This is a genomic window from Nocardia jiangxiensis NBRC 101359 (genome assembly GCF_000308615.1).
Lineage (GTDB): Bacteria > Actinomycetota > Actinomycetes > Mycobacteriales > Mycobacteriaceae > Nocardia > Nocardia jiangxiensis.
Genome location: NZ_BAGB01000041.1, coordinates 902,567 through 921,826 on the forward strand (window position 1 = coordinate 902,567; position 19,260 = coordinate 921,826).

The following is a 19,260-nucleotide window of genomic DNA, read 5'->3' on the forward strand; positions in this document are numbered from 1 at the left end:
CCGCACCGAGGGCGCGGCCCGGGGTGATCTTCCCGAAGGATGCGTGCCGAACCCGCTGCCCGGCAGGACGACTCACAATCCGCCGACCGGATCCAGCAGAACCCGCCGCAGATCCATCACATTCTCACCGGTCAATCGCCGGAACGCGGTGACGACGGACTCCCCGAGGTCGAAGCCCGGATCGATCAGCCACTGCGTGCGCAATCCGGTCCACGCCGCCAGGAACTGCCGTGCCGCCTCGGCCGCGTCGATCCCCGGATGCGCCAGGCCCGCCTGCTGACGCGCGGCGATGATCGCGCTCCAGCGCTCCAGCGCCTGCGCATAGTGCTCGGCGAAGAACTCCCGGGCCGGATGACCGGGTGTGCCGGTGTGCCCGGCGAGCATCGTGTACAGCAGCGCGACTTCCCGGTCGCCGCCGATCACGTAGCGGCGCAACCCGTCCAGATCCACATCGGGCTGCCCGGAGGAGAGTCGTTCGTCGTCCTCGTCGAACGCCAGCCGCAACGCCGCCACCAGCAGGTGGTCGCGGGTCGGGAAGTGATAGAGGACCGTCGCCTCGCTGATCTGCGCGCGCCGCGGTCTCGGCCGTGGTCACACCGCCGTGCCCCTTCTCCAGGACGAGGTCCAGCACCGCCCGCGTGATCGTGCTGCGCCGCTCGGCGGTCCTGGCATACGTTCCGCGGCTCGTCCCGGGTGCAGCGATAGCCTGCGGTGGGAGTCTGGTACTCGAATCGATCATTCTCTACATATCTACACTCAGCTTTCAGCTCCAGGAGACGTCATGGCCCCGGACATCGACCCGACCTTCGCCGCGCCGTACACCGATATCGACGAGCACCGCGATTCCCCCGTACCTGTCTGCTCGATCGCGAAGCGTTCCCCTGGCAGGCCGACTGGTACCGCAACCGCGTCCGCGAACATCTCGGCGACCGCACCGACGAGCACTTCCGGCTCTGGTACGTCGATCACGCGCTGCACGGCGACGACGAACGGCAGGAGCACCCCACCCGGACAGTGACCTACCTCGGCGTGCTACGTCAGGCATTGCACCAGCTCAGCGCATGGGTCGAAACCGGCAGGCCACCAGCGGCCACCACGCGATACACCGTCCAGGACGGTCAGGTGCACTTGCCCGCACGCGCCGGTGACCGGCTCGGGGTCCAACCCGTCGCGACCCTCACCGCCGACGGCACGGACCGCGCCGAGATCCCCGCCGGAGCGCGCGTACTGCTGCGAGCCACCGCCCAGGTCCCGCCCGGAGCGGGAACGATCGTGTGTCTCGCCTGGGATTTCGACGGAACCGGAACCTTCACCGACACCAGCGAATTCACCCCCGACACGGCGGTCACCATCGAGCGGGAATACGTATTCACCGAACCCGGAACACATTTCGTGACCGTACGCATCGCCTCCCACCCCGACGGCGACCCTTCGAGCCCCTATGCCCGGGTCGAGAATCTGGCCCGAGCCCGCATCATCGTCACCTGAGCGCCCCCTCCGCAACCGTGCCGGGTGTTCACCCATCGACACCCGGCACGGCCCGATGACATTCGGCCTGTCTCGTTGCCATCGAATCCCATTATCACACAATGGAATTCAGCAATGGAAGACTAGCCCACCGTGATGTTCTCGGTGAAGGTCTGCGCGGGAGCCGATCCCGCCCGCACCGACACCAGGCGGAGGGTGGTGTGACCGTGCCCCGCGGCGGTGAAGGTCCACACGCTGGTGCCCGCCGCGCCGGGAATCGGGTTGGTCGAACGGAACTGCGGTTCGCCCTCCTGATGCAGCACGCCCTGATCGATCGGGCTCAGCTTCCAGACGTATCCCGAGGACGGATTGTCCGGCAGCGCCACCGCCAACTCCTGTCCGACGGACAGCGACCGGCTCTGCCCGTTGCCGTCGGTTCCGACGATGACCGGCTCGTCCACCGGCGAGGCGGTGGGAATGGCCGCAGCCACCCCCACCACATTCGCACCGCCGGCCACGAGGGCCAGACCCAGGACAATCATCCGCAAAGGTGTACGCACCGCATTCCTTTCACACTGTGGAGGCGCTCACCTTACCGGCGATCTCGGACATTCCTCCCACCTGTGCACGAGATGCGTTCCCCGGCAGCCGATTCGGTCAGCTCGGTTGCGCATCGCGCCAGGCCCGCACGGCGGCGAGCTCGTCGGCGCGCGGATCCACCCGCACCGGCGAATCCGGATCGTCGAAGACCTGCACCGCGCGATGTGCGGCACTGAACCGCGACCAGCCGGGATCACCGTGCGTGGCGAAATCCACCCAGGCCCGATGCACCCGATCCGCCAGCGCCTGCGGCGGATTCGGCCCGGTCAAGCTCACCGCCGCATCCAGGCGGTCGAAGACGAACGGCACCTCCAGCACGTGGCAGGCGCCCAGCCCCTCGATGCCCGAACGCCAGCCGAATTCGTACATGTACGTCGGTTGACCGGCCGCCGCGACGGATTCGGCGATGCGCACCGAATCCTCTCGGAACGCCACATCGGTGACGATCGCATTGAACACGTCCGCGGCCGAGGCCCCGGGCCGGTTGGCCGCGTAGAGCTGCGCCAGCTCGGGATCCAGACCGTACCGGCGCAGCACGAACGGCAACGTCTCGTCGGTGATCCCCGCAGCCAGCCCCACGGGCACGGTGAAGAAGCGGAATTCCTCCGCGGTGCAGCCGATCAGCAACGGCACCGCCCGATCCGGTTGCGCGGCAAGCACAGTGCTGGACAGATCCTCGACCAGTTCGCCATCGATCACCGGGAACAGGCTCATCACGCCCAACCCGTGACTGATCACGGTCTCCCCCCAGCGCGCCGGATCCGGATCCTGCATCAGCTCCAGCGCCATGGCGTCCTGCGCGGCCCGCAGCCGATCCGGCCCCAGCTCACCGAACGCCGCCGCGGTCGGTGCGATCCCGGCCTTGTCCGCCAGAACAGCGGCCACCCGCCGGGCATCCTCGGCACGGGCGATGCCGATCCCGTTGCCGCTCTGGATGATCGCGCGACGGAACAGCCCGTCGGTCAGCGGCGAGGCGATCAGCGCGGCGATACTCATCCCGCCCGCGGATTCCCCGAAGACGGTGACATTGGCGGGATCTCCGCCGAATGCCGCGATGTTCTCCTGCACCCACCGCAGGGCGAACACCTGATCGTGCAGGCCGCGGTTGAGCGGCGCGTCCGGTATCGCGGCGAAACCGGAGATGCCGAGGCGATAGTTGATCGACACCGTCACCACGCCATCGCGGGCGAAGGATGCGCCGTCGTAGATCGGGCGCGCATTGGACCCGCGCACGAATGCGCCGCCGTGGATCCACACCAGCACCGGCAGCCCGGACCCGCCCGCTTCGGGGGTCCAGACGTTCACGTTCAGGTATTCGTCGCCGGGAATGCCGTCGCTGCCCAGCAGCGCGTGGATGGGCTTCGGATAGGGCGATTGCGCGCAGGTCCCGCCGTATTCCAGCGCATCGCGCACACCGTCCCAATCCGGTACCCGCGCAGGCAGTTCGAATCGCGCGGGCCCGATCGGCGCCGCCGCGTAAGGGATCCCCAGAAAGGTGGCGATGCCGTCCCGGGTGACCCCTCGAACCTTGCCGCCCGTCACGGACACGATGGTTTCCACAGCGAACCTCCTCAGTCGCCTGCATTCTGCCTCGCCGGAATCCGCACGTGAATGAAACATTCCAATTTCGAATCCGGTCAGCCCATGTGAGCACACCCGCGGCGAGCTGCGCCGCTGGGGTCCGATCTCCGGTTCGTTGCACGATAAGCCCCGTCAACGGGCACAATGCTGAGGTGATCCCGATTTACTACGGCTTGTTCATGCTCCTGTACGAGAGTCAGCGTCTGCTCGAGCTCCTCCTCGGTCCCTGAGCAACGCCCGGCCCGCAGTACTCGCAGGACACGCCCGATTCGGCCCACAGTGACCTCACAGCGGCCGCCAAGCCCCGCACTAGCGGAGCGGACCAATCTTGTGGACATGAGCGATATGGCGATTGCACCGCACCCCACCGATCGGACCGCCACCACCCCGCACGTCCCGACACTGGACGTCGTGATCCCGGTCTACAACGAGGAGCACAGCCTCGGAACCTGTGTCTGGCGACTGCTGGCCCATCTCGAGGGTTTTCCGTTCTCGGCGCGCATCACGATCGCCGACAACGCGAGCACCGACGGAACCCTCGCGGCAGCGAACGCACTGGCCGCGGACTTCGACAACGTCCGGGTCATCCACCTGGACCACAAGGGACGGGGCCGAGCCCTGCGCGCGGCGTGGCTGGCCTCCGACGCGGCGGTGGTCGCCTACATGGACGTGGATCTGTCCACCGATCTGAACGGACTGCTCCCGCTGGTGGCCCCGCTGGTCTCGGGACATTCGGACATCGCGATCGGCACCCGCCTGGATCCCGCGTCGCGGGTCGTGCGCGGACCGAAGCGGGAATTCATCTCCCGCAGCTACAACCTGATCCTCAAAGCCGCTCTGCGCGCGCACTTCTCCGATGCCCAGTGCGGATTCAAGGCGATGCGCTCGGATATCGCACAGGTGCTGCTGCCGGTGGTGCAGGACGGTGAATGGTTCTTCGACACCGAACTGCTGGTGCTGGCCCAGCGGTGCGGTCTGCGCATCCACGAGGTGCCCGTCGACTGGGTCGACGATCCGGACAGCCGGGTCGACATCGTCGACACCGCACGCAAGGATCTGCAGGGCGTGTGGCGGCTGCGCCGCGCATTCGCGACCGACTCCCTGCCGATCGAGGACCTGCGCTCCGAACTCGAGCGCAAACCCCTCACCGCACGTCTGCCGCTGACCCTGGCCGCCTAGGGACCCGCGCTGCCGCACAGGCGTCCTCGACACGATCGCATCGAACGTGCGAGTCTGATAGTCGTCTGAGAACAGCGCAAAGCGGACACTTTCGGCCGATGCCGGCCGTTGAAACCGGTTAGCAGGCCCGCGACCACGAAGGAGTTCGTCATGGCCCTCATCGGAGCCCTCATCGGATATGTGCTGTCGCTGTTCATCCTCGTACTGCTCGTGCGCATGGTGCTGGACTGGATCCAGATGCTCAGCACCTCGCCCAGTGCGGAATGGCTGGTGAAGGGACGTCGAATCGCCCACTCCTGCACCGAGCCGATCATCGCGCCGGTGCGGCGCGTCCTGCCGCCGATCCGGGCCGGTGGCATGTCGATCGACCTGGCCTTCACGCTGGTGTTCATCGCGGCGATCATCCTGCGCTCGATCGCCTTCAGCCTCTGACCGTTTCCGCTCCAGCATCGACGTCGCGAGAATCCCTGCCGCTCAGCCGAATCCCCCGCATCCGCGATCAGGCCATCGATCCCCCGGCGGATTCACTTCTCCGGGAACGACTTCACGAACGCGACGCCGATGGCCACCGCGCTGAGCACGGCAAGGACCGCAATACTCCACATATCAATCCCTTATTCGACTGTGTAACAAGCGGATTGAACGTACCTCGCCTCCACCCGGCCTGTCCGGAAAACCGGCCATCCCCGTCCCCCTCCCCTCCTCCGGGCGCTCTTCCCGCACGCTCAACCGGATCGCACCGATCCGAAAATCCCGAAATCACATGTTTTAATGCGCATAGTTGAGTACGAACATGTTCCACAGCAGACATGTTCCAATGCGGAGATGAGACCCTCCGGTGGGCCGAGACCCGGCCCACCGGAGGTGGAATCTACTTCTTCCGGCGGTCGCGCTTCTCGCGGACGCGGACCGAGACCCGCACCGGCGAACCGTCGAAACCGAATTCCTCACGGAGCCGGCGCTCCAGGAACCGGCGGTACCCGGCCTCCAGGAATCCGGTGGTGAACAGCACGAACGTCGGCGGGCGCGTGGTCGCCTGGGTGACGAACAGCACGCGCGGCAGACGCCCGCCGCGCATCGGCGGCGGGGTGGCCGCGACGACTTCCTTGAGCCAGGTGTTCAAGCGACCGGTCGGGATGCGCTTGTCCCAGGACTCGAGGGCGGTCTCCATGGCGGGAACGAGTTTCTGCACCGCGCGGCCGGTGTGCGCGGAGATGTTGACCCGCTGTGCCCACGGCACCTGCACCATTTCCCGGTCGATCTCGCGTTCGAGCTGCTCGCGGCGATCCTCGTCGACCAGATCCCACTTGTTGTACGCCAACACCAGCGCCCGCCCGGTCTCGGCGACCATACTGATCACCCGCAGATCCTGCTCGGTGATCGGCTGCGAGGCGTCGATCAGCATGACCGCCACCTCCGCGGCCTCGATCGCCGACTTCGTACGCAGCGAAGCGTAGAACTCGGTGCCGCTGGCATTGGACACCTTGCGGCGCAAACCCGCGGTATCGACGAAACGCCAAGGCTTACCGCCCAATTCGACCAGCGAATCGACCGGGTCCACGGTCGTGCCCGCCACGTCGTGCACCACCGAACGCTCGTCGCCGGACAACTTGTTCAGCAGACTGGACTTGCCGACATTCGGCTTGCCGACCAGCGCGACACGACGGGGCCCGGAACCGGGGGCCGCGACATCCTCGCGCGGCGTCTCGGGCAGCGCCTCGAGCACCACGTCCAGCAGATCACCGGTGCCGCGACCGTGCGCGGCGCTGACCATATGCGGCTCACCGAGTCCCAGCGACCACAGCGAGGCCGCCTCCGCCTCGAGCTTCTCGCCGTCGACCTTGTTCACGACCAGCACGACGGGCGTCTTCGACCGGCGCAACACCCGCACCGCCGCCTCGTCGGTGGCGGTCGCGCCGGTGGTCACGTCGACCACGAGCAGGATCGCGTCGGCGGTCCGCATCGCCAGTTCGGCCTGACGCGCGACCGACTGCTGCAGGCCCTTGGCATCGGGCTCCCAGCCTCCGGTGTCCTGCACCAGGAATCGCCGGCCCGCCCAGGACGCCTCGTAGGAGACGCGGTCGCGAGTGACGCCCGGAACGTCCTCCACCACGGCCTCGCGACGACCCAGGATGCGGTTCACCAGAGTCGATTTGCCGACGTTCGGGCGGCCGACCACGGCCACGGTCGGCATCGGCACATGCTCGTGCCCCTCGACGTCACCTTCGAGATCGGCGATCTGCCAATCGGCTTCGTCGGTCCACACACCGTCGGCGGCATAGCCGACAGCACCGGCGTCCGGCAGGGTCATCGCCCTCCTCCTGACGAGATCTGTTGCGCCACAACCTGGAACAACTCATCGATGACCTGCTCGCGGGTCAGTTCGCTGGTGTCCACGATGACCGCGTCCGAAGCCGGGCGCAGCGGGGACACCGCACGGGTGGAATCCAGGGTGTCCCGGCGCTGCACATCGGCCAGCACGGCCTCGTAGTCGTCGCCGCGGCCCTCGGCGATGTTCTGCTGATTGCGCCTATACGCGCGGGCCGGGGCCGATGCGGTCAGATAGATCTTGGCGTCCGCACCGGGCAGCACCACGGTGCCGATATCGCGGCCCTCGACCACGATTCGTCCTGCGGCAGCGGTGATCTCGCGCTGCAGCGCGACGAGCTGCTCACGCACCTCGCTCACCGCCGACACCGCGGAGACCGCCTTGGTGACCGCATCGCCGCGGATCTCCCCCGACACGTCCACGTCGTCGAGTTCGATGACCTCGTGGCTCGGATCGGTGCCGATCCCCAGCGGCAGATCCTTCACCGCCACCGCGATCGCCGCGGGATCGGTCAGATCGACGTCGCCGCGCAGCGCGTGCAGCGTCGCGACCCGGTACATCGCACCGGTGTCGAGATACCGAGCGCCCAGCCGGGTGGCCAGCAGCCTGGACACACTCGATTTGCCGGTCCCCGAAGGGCCGTCCATCGCGATGACCAGCGAATCAGAACCCGACATGCGTTCGGGAATCTCGATCTCGATCGACATCTTCACACCGTTCACAGGTCCACCGCCTCGTAGAGCTTGCCGATTTCGTCGCGTCCGAGCACCCGCAGCGTGCCGGGACGTTGGTCACCGAGCGCGACCGGGCCGATCCGTGTGCGCACCAGCGCGGTCACCGGATGGCCGATCGCGTCCAGCAGCCGCCGCACGATGTGCTTGCGACCTTCGTGCAGAACGACTTTCACCAGCGATCGGCCCTCGCCGACCTCGAGCACCTGGAACTCGTCGACCGTGGCCGGGCCGTCGTCGAGTTCCACGCCCTTGCGCAGGCGCTTGCCGACATCGCGCTGCACCTCGCCGTCCACGGTCGCCAGATACGTCTTGGACACCTCGAAGGAGGGGTGCATCAGCCGGTGCGCGAGGTCGCCGTCGTTGGTGAGCAGCAGCAGTCCCTCGGTGTCGGCGTCGAGCCGGCCGACGTGGAACAGCCGCTGTCCGGCCATGACCCGTTCGGCGACGATATCGCCGACGCACGGCCGGTTGAACTCGTCGGACATCGTGGACTGGAAGCCCTTGGGCTTGTTCAGCGCCAGATAGACCTGTTCGTCGCGCACCACGATCCGCACGCCGTCGACCCGGACCACGGCGGTATCAGGATCGATGCGCAGACCCTGTTCCCGCACGATCACGCCGTCGACCTCGATGCGGCCCTGCTCGATGAGTTCCTCCGCGACCCGGCGGGAGGCGACGCCCGCCTTGGCGAGCACCTTCTGCAGCCGCTCCCCCTCGCCCCAGGGCAGCTTCTTCGGGCCCTGCTGCTCCTCCGCCTCGACGTTCTGATGCCGGGCGGGCTTGGCGAAGCTGAGCACGGTGGGCTGCTTGCGCTGCGGCGCGGGTTTCGGCTTGCGGTTGGGTGCGGGCTGCGGCGTCAGCGGACGCGCGCCGCCGATCCGGCCGGCGGTATTGCGCCCGGCGATCGAACGCTCCTCACCGCGCCCCGGCAGTGCCTCGGGTGCGCGACCGCGCCCCGCGAAGCCCCCGCGCTCGCCCTGGGAACCGCCTCGGCTCCCGGTCGGGCGTCCCTGCGAATAACTGCCGCGCCCGCGATCCTGGGAGTAGCCACCACCGGTGCGGTCCTGTGCGGAACCACGGCCGCCGCCGTAGCCGCCACGTCCACCGCGATCCTGCGAATACCCGCCGCGACTGTCGCGGTCCTGCGAACGACCACCCCGTCCGGCACCGCGATCCTGCGAATAGCCGCCACGACCACGGTCCTGCGAATAACCCCCGCGACTGTCACGGTCCTGCGAATAACCACCCCGTCCGGAGCCTCGCTCCGAGGAATAGCCGCCGCGACCGCCACGATCCTCCGAATAGCCGCCGCGGTTCGACCCACGATCCTGCGAGTAGCCACCACGGCTGCTCCCGCGATCCTGCGAATAACCGCCACGGCTACTCCCGCGATCCTGCGAATAACCGCCACGGCTACTCCCGCGATCCTGCGAATAACCGCCACGGCTACTCCCGCGATCCTGCGAGTAGCCACCGCGTCCGGATCCGCGATCCGACGAGGAGCCGCCGCGGTCCGAACGATCCCCCCTGGAATATCCCCCGCGGTCGGCTGCGCCACCCGCGCGACCGCGGGGAGCCCGGCCGCGCGGCGGTTGATTGTCTCTGTCACGATCCGGTGTGCCATCTCGGCGAGCGGGTGTGTTCACTTTGTCCTGTCAATCCTCGGCGCCGAGGTCGATATCCGACTCGGCGGGTTTCTTCAGCCTGGTGTACCGGGGGTCGGTGTCCAGACTCTCGTTGATCTCATCGATCAGGTCGACGCCCGGCAGCAGGGGCGCCAGCGGCGGGAGATCCGCCAGCGACGCGAGTCCGATCCGTTCCAGGAACAGTTCGGTCGTGACGTACAGGGTCCCGTTGGTATCGGTATCGGTCCCCGACTCGGCGATGAGCCCGCGGGCGACCAGAGTCCGAATCACACCGTCGACATTCACCCCGCGCACGGCGCTGACCCGTGCTCGCGTAACCGGTTGACGATAGGCGATGACGGCGAGAGTTTCCAAAGCGGCGCGGGTCAGTTTGGACCGCGCACCGTCCAGCAGCATGCGTTCGACATACGGCGCGTATTCGGTCCGCGTGTAGTAACGCCAGCCGTCACCGGCATATCTCAGGTCTATGCCGCTGCCCCGGGCGGTCAGCTCGGCCGACATCTCCCGCAACGCCTGCGTGACGCGTTTCTCACTATCGCCGACGGCCGAGGCGAGCAGTTCGACCGATGCCGGTGAGTCCGCGACCAACAGCATCGCCTCGAGCGCCGAGCGGAATTCGTCCTCGCCGAGCGACCGCGCACCGAACTGTTCCTCGACCGCGCCGTCGTCCTCGGCCGCACGAGCATCGCCGTCCTCGGCCGCATCGGTACCCGCTGTCACCGTCACCCGTAATCCTCTTCGATAGTCACCGCTTGCGCCGCCTGCGCACCGTCCGCATCGCCGATCCAGCTGACCGCCAGGGGCCCCAGCGGATCGGGCTGGTCGAATTCGATCGTCTTGCCCCGGTACAGCTCCAACAGCGCCAGGAATCTCGCGACGATCTGCACCGGCAGCTCGCAGTCGACGCAGATCTCGTGGAACGTCGTCCAATTGCCCGCTCCGCGTGCACGCAACATCTCCAGCACCATCGCGGCCTGCTCGGCGACCGAGATCGCGTGGGCGTGCAGATGGTCCAGACCCACCTTCGGCACCGGACGTGGCCGGAACGCCGCCGCGGCGATATCGGCGAAACCGGCGGCGTCGACCCCCAGCGTAACCTCCGGCAGGAGTTGCAGGTAGCGATCCTCCAGCGACACCGCCCGCGGATAACGCCGCAGTGCTGCGGCTTCCAACTCCCCCAGCAACTCGGCGACCTGTTTGAACGCCCGATACTGCAGCAACCGCGCGAACAGCAGATCGCGTGCCTCGAGCAGCTCCAGATCGTCGGCGTCGGTGACCTCTCCCGAGGGCAGCAACCGCGCCGCCTTCAGATCCAGCAAAGTGGCGGCCACGACGAGGAACTCGGTGGTCAGATCGAGAATCTTGTCCGCGCGCAGGGTGCGATCCTCATTCAGCGTCGAGGTCAACGCCTTGGTGTACGCGATGAATTCGTCGGTGACCTTGTGCAGCGCGACCTCGGTGACATCGAGCCGCCGCTGGCTGATCAGCTGCAGGAGCAGATCGAAGGGACCCTCGAAATTGGTCAGGCGCAGATGGAAGACGTTCGTTCTGTCCGGATTGTCGGCGGCCCCGGCGTCTTCGGGGCCCGCCTGAGCGGAAGCGGGTGGATCCGTAACAGTGGGCAGTTCCGCGGTCACCGGCCCGACCGGTGAATGACTTCCCGTGCCATCGCCCGATACGCCTCCGCGCCACCGGATTTCGGCGCCCAGGTGGTGATCGGTTCACCGGCCACACTCGCGTCCGGGAACCGCACGGTCCGATTGATCACCGTGTCGTACACCAGATCCCCGAAGACCTCCACCACTCGGGCCATCACCTGCCGCGAGTGCAGCAATCGCGCATCGAACATGGTCACTACGATGCCGTACAGGCTCAACCGCTGGTTCAGCCGGTCCCGCACCTTGTCCACGGTGTCGGTGAGCAGGGCCAGGCCACGCAGCGAGAAGTATTCGCACTCCATCGGAATGACCACACCATCGGCGCAGGCCAGCGCATTGACGGTGAGCAGACCCAGCGACGGCTGGCAGTCGATGAGGACGTAGTCGTACCGATCGTTCAACGGCGCCAGCGCACGACCCAGGGTCTGCTCCCGGCCGACCTCGTTGACCAACTGGATCTCCGCGGCGGACAGATCGATGTTGCTGGGCAGCAGATCCATCCCCTCGACCTTCGTGGACATCAGTACGTCGTCGACCCCGGCCCGGCCACCGACCAGCAGATTGTGCACGGTCAGATCCAGATCGTGGTGCGCGACGCCCAGACCCGCGGACAGCGCCCCCTGCGGATCCAGATCCACCAGCAGCACCTTGCGACCGTATTCGGCCAGCGCGGCGCCGAGATTGATCGTCGAGGTGGTCTTGCCGACGCCCCCCTTCTGGTTGCACATCGCGATGACCAGCGCGTCTCCGTGGCGGGACACCGGCGGCGGTTCCGGTATGTCGCGCAACGGGCGTCCGGTCGGTCCCACTTCCGTGCCGTCCGCCACGATATCCTTCGCCTCCCATAATGTTCGGGCCGCATGCTCTATCCGCGATCCTGATCGGTTGTATGAAAGCGGGTCTGTCGCAGCTCCCCTATGCGGTTCTCCCGCACCGGCTGTCGTCATATCCGCTGCTCCTTACAAGTCCTGCATTGCCCCACCCAGCGCTGCGGGGCCGATCTTCATCAGGGTGTGCCGCGTTAAGCACTTCCATAGACGCTACCGCCTCGTAGCACAACACCGCTGTTCCGCCTCCCCGGGACTTCAGCGTGTCGTTGGGTGCTCCAAGACTCGGGCTTCGGGCCGGCAGTTGGGAGCCGATCACCTTTCGGGCGTGCCCGGGGAGTTACCCATGTTCTTGCGAAATCAGTTGGTACGTCGGCCTCTCCGAGGCGTTCGCGGGCCGTTGGGTGCTCGGAGGCTCGAGCTTCGGGGCTGCGGTTGGGGGCCGATCGCCTTTCGGGCGTGCCCGGTGAGTTGCCGATGTTCTTGCGAAATCGGCGGTTGCGCTGGCATTGCCGTTGCTGCAATGGTGAGCCGACGCAAGTTGGCGTCGCCGAGAAGCCTGTGGCGGCAGGTGGTTTGCGGGTTGGCCGCGCTCGGAGCGACAGCGTGGGGTGAACGACTCGATCAAGAGGCCCACTGTTGCAGAGGGGGCGGGCTGCGACGACCGATTCGGGTGATCGAATGTGAGTTATCGGCGATGAGCTGCTATTTCCGGGTTGTGGTCAGCGGGCGCGGGGGTGGGCTGTGGCCCAGACTTCGTGGAGGGTGTTGACGGTGACCAGGGTGTAGATCTGGGTGGTGGTGACCGAGGCGTGGCCCAGTAGTTCCTGGACGACGCGGACGTCTGCGCCGCCGTCGAGCAGGTGGGTGGCGAAGGAGTGGCGCAGGGTGTGCGGGGAGACCGCGGCGCCTATGCCTGCGCGTTCGGCGGCGTCCTGTAGGACCTGCCAGGCGCTCTGGCGAGAGAGTCTGCCGCCGCGGGCATTACAGAACAGGGCGGGATTTCCGGTGCCGCGCATGGTGAGTGCGGGGCGGCCGCGCACGAGGTAACCCTCCAGCGCCTCCAGGGCGGGACGGCCGATCGGGACGATGCGTTGTTTACCGCCCTTGCCGCGCAGGACGACCGCGCGGGCGGCGGCATCGATATCGTCCACGTCCAGATCGATCGCCTCGGAGATGCGCGCACCGGTCGAGTACAGCAACTCGAGCAATGCCCGATCGCGCAGTCCACGCGGGCCGCCGTCGGCCGCACCGGAACCGCCCGCCGCCTCCAGCAGCCGCGAAACCTGTTCGTAGGGAAGGGCTTTGGGGAGACGTCGGGCGGGCGTAGGCGGTTTGACCGCGTGGGCGACATCTCCGGCGGTGATGCCCTCGGCAGCGGCGAATCGATGCAGTCCGCGCACGGCCACCAGTCCTCGCGCCGCGGAGCTGGCCGCCAATGGCGGATACCCGTGTGCACCCGCCCGCAGCGATACCGTGAAATCGCCGATGTCGCTCTCGGTCACCTCGCCGAGACCGGCAATCCCCCTGGTGGTCAGGAATTCTCGGTATCGCCCCAGGTCACGCCGGTATGCGCTGAGCGTGTTGCGCGCGGCCCCGCGCTCGACCGCCAGATGGTCGAGGTACGCATCGATCTCGCGCTGCAACACGCCCACATCATTGCAGCAGGGTCCGACATCCGCCTCGCCCGAAACGCACGCACCGGCGCAGCGGGCGCGGTCGGCCGGGACCTGCTGCGACCGTGCGATCGGCGACGACCGGTGGTGGACCGGCCACCAGCTCTCACCGGTGTCGGGCCGATCAGCAGCTCACCCGTGGCGGGCCTACCAGCAGCTCTCACCCGTGACGAACCGACCAACAGCTCGCACTGGCGGCGAGCGGTCAGTCGGTAGCGGCGGCGGACTTCCGGTCGAGGAACCGGGTCGGCATACCGGGCCACGGCGCATCGGCGGGACGCAGCTCGATTCCCGACGACCGAGCGGTGGACAGCGCCAGCACACCCGCCACAGCGGTCGCGTTGACGATCTCACCGGCCAGCGCGGCACGCACAGCATCCTCGACGGACATCTGCACGAGCTGCAGGTCGGCCTCCTCCAACTCGGGTTCGGGACGATCGGTCCGATACAGATCGGTGGCCAGATACACCCGCAGCGACTCGTCGGTGAACCCCGGCGACAACGCCACATCGACCAGCACCGACCAGGTCCGCGCGGCCAGCCCGGTCTCCTCGGCCAGTTCCCGCCGGGCCGCGGCGAGCGGATCCTCGCCCGGTTCGTCGAGCAGACCCGCGGGCAGCTCCAACAGGCGACGGCCGATCGGATGCCGGTACTGGTTGATCAGCACCAGATCACCGTTCTCGTCGAGCGCGGCGACCGCGACCGCGCCGTGATGTTCGATCACCTCGCGTTCGGCGACCCGCCCGCCCGGCATTTCGACCTGATCGAGCCGCAACGCCAGGATCGCCCCGGAATACACGATGCGACTCGACACCGTCCGGAAATCGTGGGTCCCCGGTGCGCCGAGCTCGCTCATCGAGACACGCTCTCGGCTCCGTCGAGTTCCGCGTCGCCCTCGATCTCGACCGGAAGACGTTCGGCGGCTTTGTATTTCAGCGCCGCCGCGATCAGCGCGGCGAACAGCGGATGCGGCCGCGTCGGGCGGCTCTTGAGTTCGGGATGGGCCTGAGTGGCCACGAAGAACGGGTGCTTGTCGCCGGGCAGCTCGACGAATTCGACCAGATGCCCGTCCGGGGAGGTGCCGCTGAACCGCAATCCGCCCTCGGCGATCTTGGCGCGGTAGGCGTTGTTCACCTCGTAGCGGTGCCGGTGCCGCTCGGAGACCTCGGCCTGGCCGTACGCCTGCGCCACGACCGACCCCTGTTCCAGGATCGCGGGATACGCGCCCAGCCGCATGGTGCCGCCCAGATCGGCCTCACCGGCGACCGCCTGCTCCTGATCGGCCATCGTGGAGATCACCGGATGCGATGTCTCCGGCTCGAACTCGGCGGAATTGGCGTCCTCGAGCCCGACCGCGCGCGCGGCCTCGATCACCACGCACTGCAGGCCCAGACACAATCCGAGCAACGGAATACCGCGGGTGCGCGCGTAACGGATCGCGCCGACCTTGCCCTCGATACCGCGGATGCCGAATCCGCCCGGGATCAGCACCGCGTCCACATCGCCCAGATGCGCCTGCGCACCCGCGGGAGTCTCGCACTCGTCGGACTGCACCCAGCGGATGTTCACCTTCGCCTTGCGGGCGAATCCACCCGCACGCAGCGCCTCGGTGACCGACAGATAGGCGTCGGGCAGATCCACGTATTTGCCCACCAGCGCGACGGTCACCTGCTCACGCGGGTTGTGCACCCGCTCGAGCAGATCGCCCCACACCGTCCAGTCCACGTCCCGGAACGGCAGGCCCAGCCGACGCACCACATAGGCGTCCAGGCCCTCCCGGTGCAGCACCCGCGGGATGTCGTAGATCGACGGCGCATCCGGGGTCGAGATGCACGCATCCACCTCGACGTCACACATCAGCGCGATCTTGTTCTTCAATCCCTGCGGAACCTCACGGTCACACCGGAGGACCAGCGCATCGGGCTGGATACCGATATTGCGCAGCGCGGCAACCGAGTGCTGGGTCGGCTTGGTCTTGAGCTCGCCCGAGGGCGCCAGATAGGGCACCAGCGTGACGTGCAGGAAGAAGCAGTGGTCCCGGCCCACCTCATGCCGGATCTGCCGGGCCGCCTCGAGGAACGGCTGAGATTCGATATCGCCGACGGTGCCGCCGATCTCGGTGATCACCACGTCGGGGGTGTTGCCCTCGCGGTCCGGGGCGCTCATCGCCAGGATGCGGGACTTGATCTCGTCGGTGATGTGCGGAATGACCTGCACGGTGTCACCGAGGTACTCGCCGCGCCGCTCCTTGGCGATGACCGACGAATACACCTGCCCTGTGGTGACATTCGCGTACTGGGTCAGATTCCGGTCCAGGAAACGCTCGTAGTGGCCGACGTCGAGGTCGGTCTCGGCGCCGTCCTCGGTCACGAACACCTCGCCGTGCTGGAACGGGTTCATGGTGCCGGGATCGACGTTGAGGTACGGATCGAGCTTCTGCATCGTCACCCGCAGGCCGCGCGAGGTGAGCAGCTGGCCGAGGCTGGAAGCCGTCAGGCCCTTACCGAGCGAGGAGGCGACGCCACCACTGACGAAGATGTGTTTGGTAGCCGTTCGCGACGGAATCCGTGATTGACCCACGGGTCTTCACATTAACACGAAAAAGCCCCGTCAATCGAATACAACGCGCAGTAGCCGAACAGTGGCTGGCCGGGAGTTCTCCCCGATGCCAGACCACCGCGGGCCTCTCGAACAGCATCCGGGCATCGGGCGCGGACCGCTACTGCGAATGTGCCCGCAACGCCGTGATGTGATCACGAGCACCGGCCGAGGCCCCGGCTACGGCAGCGCCGCGACGGTCAGCGAACTCGCCTTGGCGCCGGTGCCGTACCGTCCGGTGAGCCCCTTCAGCTGTTCGCTCAATCCGAGAGCCGTTGTGACCCGGCCGATTTCGTGATCCACATTGTCGACCGTCGTCACCGAACCGGCCAGCCGTCCGTCCGTGCGCACCACCGCGATCGGGCCCGCACCGTCGGCGGATCCGGCCCGGCCGGCCAGTACGGTTCCCGCATCGCGACCCCGCAACCCGCCCGCGAATTTCGCGATGATCGATCCTCGATCGTCCTGCGCGGCCTGCGCGCCGTCCCCGGTGACCACGACGGCCAGTTGAGCGGGCTGAACATCACCGAAGGTGAGGAAACCGCCGCTGCGCAGGGTGTTCAGGATCAGGGAACGCTCCTGGGGAGTCGCGCGCTGATGTCCGTCGGCGGGATCGGTGAGCAGTGCCAGCCCGAGCAGATCACCGGCGAGGCTGCCCTGATCGACCGAGTCGGTCTGCAGTTGCGCACCGGCGGGAATCATATTCGTCACCGCGGTGCGCAACCGATCCCCCTGACCCGAGTCGACGAACGGATTCGTCAATCCGATCGTGCCGGTCACCGTCGCACCCGCGGCGCGCAGTGCCTTGCCGACCGCCTCCACATCGCCGTGGTCGGCATCGGGCGTGGTGAACAGCAGGACGCTGTGTCCGCCGAGGGTGCCGCCGAGCAGCCGGCCCTGCGCCCCGGCCAGAAAGGCGTCGGAGGCGGCGAGTTCACCGCTGAGCCGGGCATGTTGCGTGGTCAACGTGTCGACCTTGGACTGCAGTCCGTGATCCGGGCGCAGCGCGGTCAGCACCCCCGAATGCGAACCGAACACCACCCCGATCGCCAGCGCGAGGAAGATCCCCGCAATCGAGATGGCGTGCTGGCGTAGCGAAATCACCTGTTCCCCTTCAGTGTTGCCGATTCAACAAGTTCGATAGGTCGTGTCCCACGCCCCGGGCCTGATGCCACACCGACGCGGCCCAGTCCAGCGCCTCCCCGCCCAGATGCGAGGCGAGCACCGCCACGATCAGCGCGACCAGCGCGGCCAGCACCACCAGCGCCACCGCCCAGCCCGAGGTGCGATGGCCGTAGAGCGTGGCGACGGCCTTGGCGTCCATCAGTTTCGGACCGGTCTTGAGCCGGGTCAGGAAGGTCGCCGGATTGGATTCGCGGCGGCTGCGATCGAAGAAGTCGTCCAGCGATGCGGCCGCACCGCAGGTGATGATCAGCGCCGCGCCGTGATGATCGGCCAGCAGCAAGGCCAGGTCCGGGGCCGATCCCGAGGACGGAAAGGTGGTCGCGCCGATGCCCAGGTCCTGAATGCGGTCCAGGCCCTTGGCGTGCCCGTCGGTGTCGGCGGGCAGGATCACCTCGGCGCCGGATTTGAGTGTGGTGGCGGTGATCTCCTCCGGATCCCCGACGATCAGATCGGGCCGGTAACCACAGCGCGTCAGCGTGTCCGCACCACGGCCGACACCGACCAGAATCGGCGCGTACTCCTTGATGAAGGGTTTGAGCGCCCGCAGGTCGTCGCGATGGTCCGGACCGTCGGCCACCACCACGACGTGCCGATTGCGCATGTCCAGATCCAGCTCCGGAACACCGAAGCCATCGATCAGCAGCGCACTCTCGGTGCGGATGAATTCGATCGTGTTGCCCGAGAACGCCTCCAGATGATCGGCCAGGCCGTTGCGCGCGGCGATCATCCGTTCGCCGATGCTGGATTCGGTGAGCTCGATCCCCTCGACCAGGACCTCGGGTTCCTTCCTGGTGAGCCGGTCGGCGTAGACGACGGCACCATCGATACGCACCTTCGCGCCGTCCTTGATCTTGGCGAAGACGTCGTTGGATACCGCGTCCAGCAACACGATCCCGTTGGCGACCAGCGCCTCCGGTCCGAGGTTCGGATAGCGCCCGGAGATCGACGGCGAGGCGTTGATCACCGCCGCCACTCCCGCCTCGACGAGCCGGTCGGCGGTGAGCCGATCCAGGTCCATCTCGTCGAGCACCACGACATCGCCGGGTCCCACTCGTTTGAGCAGACGCCGGGTGTTGCGGTCGACGCGTGCCAGCCCCGTGCGGCCCGGCAGCATTTCGTTGTTCTTCGACAACAGCGCCAGCATCTTCATGGCAACCGATACTGACCGCAAACTCTCAACCATTGGTGGAGGCGCGCCGCATTCACTATCACATTCGTTACCGCGACGCCAATGACACTTCGCACGCCCGAAAGATCCGGTGCGGATATGCTGTCCTCGCGACGCATTGCTGAGACTCGGTGTCACAGAAAATTCGCCGCGCTGCCGCGCCCGTCCAGAATCCCAAGGAGATTCCGCCCATGGCCAGCACCACGATCGACACGGTGATTTCCGCTCCCCGCGACGTCGTCTACAAACTCTTCACCGAACGCGACAGCCTCAACGGCTATCTGCCCGTCCGATTCACCCTGAAGAAGCCCGGCGACACCGAACGCACCGGCGTGGGCGCACAATTCGTCGTCGGCCGAGGCGGCGTGGGCGTCACCGAGGAGACCACCCTGTTGGTTCCCGGCGAACGCATGGAATACAAGATCGTCGCCGGCGCCCCCGTCCGCCGACACGTCGGCATCATCACCTTCGCCGACGCCCCCGGCGGCACCCTGGTCACCTACCGCATGGATTCCGAACCGAAACTCCCCGTCCCCGACCGCATCACCGAACTCGCCCTGCGCGGCCTGATCAACCCATTCCTTTCAGCCGCACGTAAAGCGGTGAAATAAC

At 67.2% G+C, this 19,260-nt stretch carries 17 protein-coding genes and 1 pseudogene; 4 read left to right on the forward strand and 14 right to left on the reverse strand.

Annotated elements, in window-relative coordinates; all coding sequences use genetic code 11:
* Nucleotides 1-72: 72 nt before the first annotated feature.
* Nucleotides 73-513 (reverse strand): hypothetical protein, encoded by a 441-nt coding sequence (locus tag ON40_RS18255; RefSeq protein ID WP_218008809.1) that lies wholly within the window; start codon nt 511-513, stop codon nt 73-75.
* 501 nt (nt 514-1,014) lie between these two features.
* Between ON40_RS18255 and ON40_RS18265 the strand changes: the two genes are divergently transcribed.
* A complete protein-coding gene (locus ON40_RS18265; protein ID WP_040823885.1) occupies nt 1,015-1,488 on the forward strand; it encodes a hypothetical protein in 474 nt (157 codons plus the stop codon).
* 122 nt (nt 1,489-1,610) lie between these two features.
* Here the strand turns inward: ON40_RS18265 and ON40_RS18270 are convergent, their stop codons facing one another.
* Both ON40_RS18270 and ON40_RS18275 read right to left on the reverse strand, forming a co-directional pair.
* Nucleotides 1,611-2,027: a protease inhibitor I42 family protein gene (locus tag ON40_RS18270; protein ID WP_157186331.1), complete on the reverse strand. Its 417-nt coding sequence runs from the start codon at nt 2,025-2,027 to the stop codon at nt 1,611-1,613.
* A gap of 97 nt (nt 2,028-2,124) precedes the next feature.
* Nucleotides 2,125-3,627 carry a carboxylesterase/lipase family protein gene (locus ON40_RS18275; RefSeq protein ID WP_040823891.1) on the reverse strand — a complete coding sequence of 501 codons (1,503 nt, stop codon included), beginning with the start codon at nt 3,625-3,627 and terminating at the stop codon, nt 2,125-2,127.
* A 366-nt stretch (nt 3,628-3,993) separates the two neighbouring features.
* Here ON40_RS18275 and ON40_RS18280 point away from each other — a divergent pair.
* Both ON40_RS18280 and ON40_RS18285 read left to right on the forward strand, forming a co-directional pair.
* Nucleotides 3,994-4,809 (forward strand): annotated as a pseudogene (locus ON40_RS18280) (dolichyl-phosphate beta-glucosyltransferase); the annotation flags it as partial.
* Between the two features lie 168 nt (nt 4,810-4,977).
* Nucleotides 4,978-5,259 (forward strand): YggT family protein, encoded by a 282-nt coding sequence (locus ON40_RS18285; protein ID WP_040823893.1) that lies wholly within the window; start codon nt 4,978-4,980, stop codon nt 5,257-5,259.
* Nucleotides 5,260-5,698: 439 nt separating this feature from the next.
* Here the strand turns inward: ON40_RS18285 and der are convergent, their stop codons facing one another.
* The 11 genes from der to steA all read right to left on the reverse strand — a co-directional run bounded on the left by der (nt 5,699) and on the right by steA (nt 18,630).
* Entirely contained in the window at nt 5,699-7,138 is a 1,440-nt protein-coding gene (gene der / locus ON40_RS18290) for a ribosome biogenesis GTPase Der (RefSeq protein WP_040823896.1), read from the reverse strand.
* On the reverse strand, nt 7,135-7,863 hold the full coding sequence (gene cmk / locus ON40_RS18295; RefSeq protein WP_245567855.1) for a (d)CMP kinase: 729 nt from the start codon (nt 7,861-7,863) through the stop codon (nt 7,135-7,137). Before cmk ends, der begins: the two co-directional genes overlap by 4 nt.
* Nucleotides 7,864-7,874: 11 nt before the next feature.
* Nucleotides 7,875-9,536, reverse strand: a complete 1,662-nt coding sequence (locus ON40_RS56090) for a pseudouridine synthase (RefSeq protein WP_169541872.1) — start codon at nt 9,534-9,536, stop codon at nt 7,875-7,877.
* 9 nt (nt 9,537-9,545) lie between these two features.
* Nucleotides 9,546-10,256: an SMC-Scp complex subunit ScpB gene (gene scpB, locus ON40_RS18305; protein ID WP_051193274.1), complete on the reverse strand. Its 711-nt coding sequence runs from the start codon at nt 10,254-10,256 to the stop codon at nt 9,546-9,548.
* Between the two features lie 2 nt (nt 10,257-10,258).
* Complete coding sequence (locus tag ON40_RS18310) at nt 10,259-11,173, reverse strand: segregation and condensation protein A (RefSeq protein WP_040823898.1); 915 nt, start codon at nt 11,171-11,173, stop codon at nt 10,259-10,261.
* Entirely contained in the window at nt 11,170-12,141 is a 972-nt protein-coding gene (locus tag ON40_RS18315) for a ParA family protein (protein WP_169541873.1), read from the reverse strand. The genes ON40_RS18310 and ON40_RS18315 overlap by 4 nt, the downstream gene beginning before the upstream one ends.
* A gap of 602 nt (nt 12,142-12,743) precedes the next feature.
* Nucleotides 12,744-13,670: a site-specific tyrosine recombinase XerD gene (xerD, locus tag ON40_RS18320; protein WP_040824606.1), complete on the reverse strand. Its 927-nt coding sequence runs from the start codon at nt 13,668-13,670 to the stop codon at nt 12,744-12,746.
* 232 nt (nt 13,671-13,902) lie between these two features.
* Nucleotides 13,903-14,553 (reverse strand): NUDIX domain-containing protein, encoded by a 651-nt coding sequence (locus tag ON40_RS18325; protein ID WP_040823901.1) that lies wholly within the window; start codon nt 14,551-14,553, stop codon nt 13,903-13,905.
* Nucleotides 14,550-16,277 (reverse strand): CTP synthase, encoded by a 1,728-nt coding sequence (gene pyrG, locus ON40_RS18330; RefSeq protein ID WP_040823905.1) that lies wholly within the window; start codon nt 16,275-16,277, stop codon nt 14,550-14,552. Before pyrG ends, ON40_RS18325 begins: the two co-directional genes overlap by 4 nt.
* A 198-nt stretch (nt 16,278-16,475) precedes the next feature.
* On the reverse strand, nt 16,476-17,399 hold the full coding sequence (locus ON40_RS18335; protein ID WP_040823908.1) for a copper transporter: 924 nt from the start codon (nt 17,397-17,399) through the stop codon (nt 16,476-16,478).
* Nucleotides 17,400-17,409: 10 nt separating this feature from the next.
* Nucleotides 17,410-18,630 carry a putative cytokinetic ring protein SteA gene (steA, locus tag ON40_RS18340; RefSeq protein ID WP_051193225.1) on the reverse strand — a complete coding sequence of 407 codons (1,221 nt, stop codon included), beginning with the start codon at nt 18,628-18,630 and terminating at the stop codon, nt 17,410-17,412.
* Nucleotides 18,631-18,839: 209 nt separating this feature from the next.
* Between steA and ON40_RS18345 the strand changes: the two genes are divergently transcribed.
* Nucleotides 18,840-19,259 carry an SRPBCC family protein gene (locus ON40_RS18345; protein WP_040823910.1) on the forward strand — a complete coding sequence of 140 codons (420 nt, stop codon included), beginning with the start codon at nt 18,840-18,842 and terminating at the stop codon, nt 19,257-19,259.
* Nucleotide 19,260 lies beyond the last annotated feature (1 nt).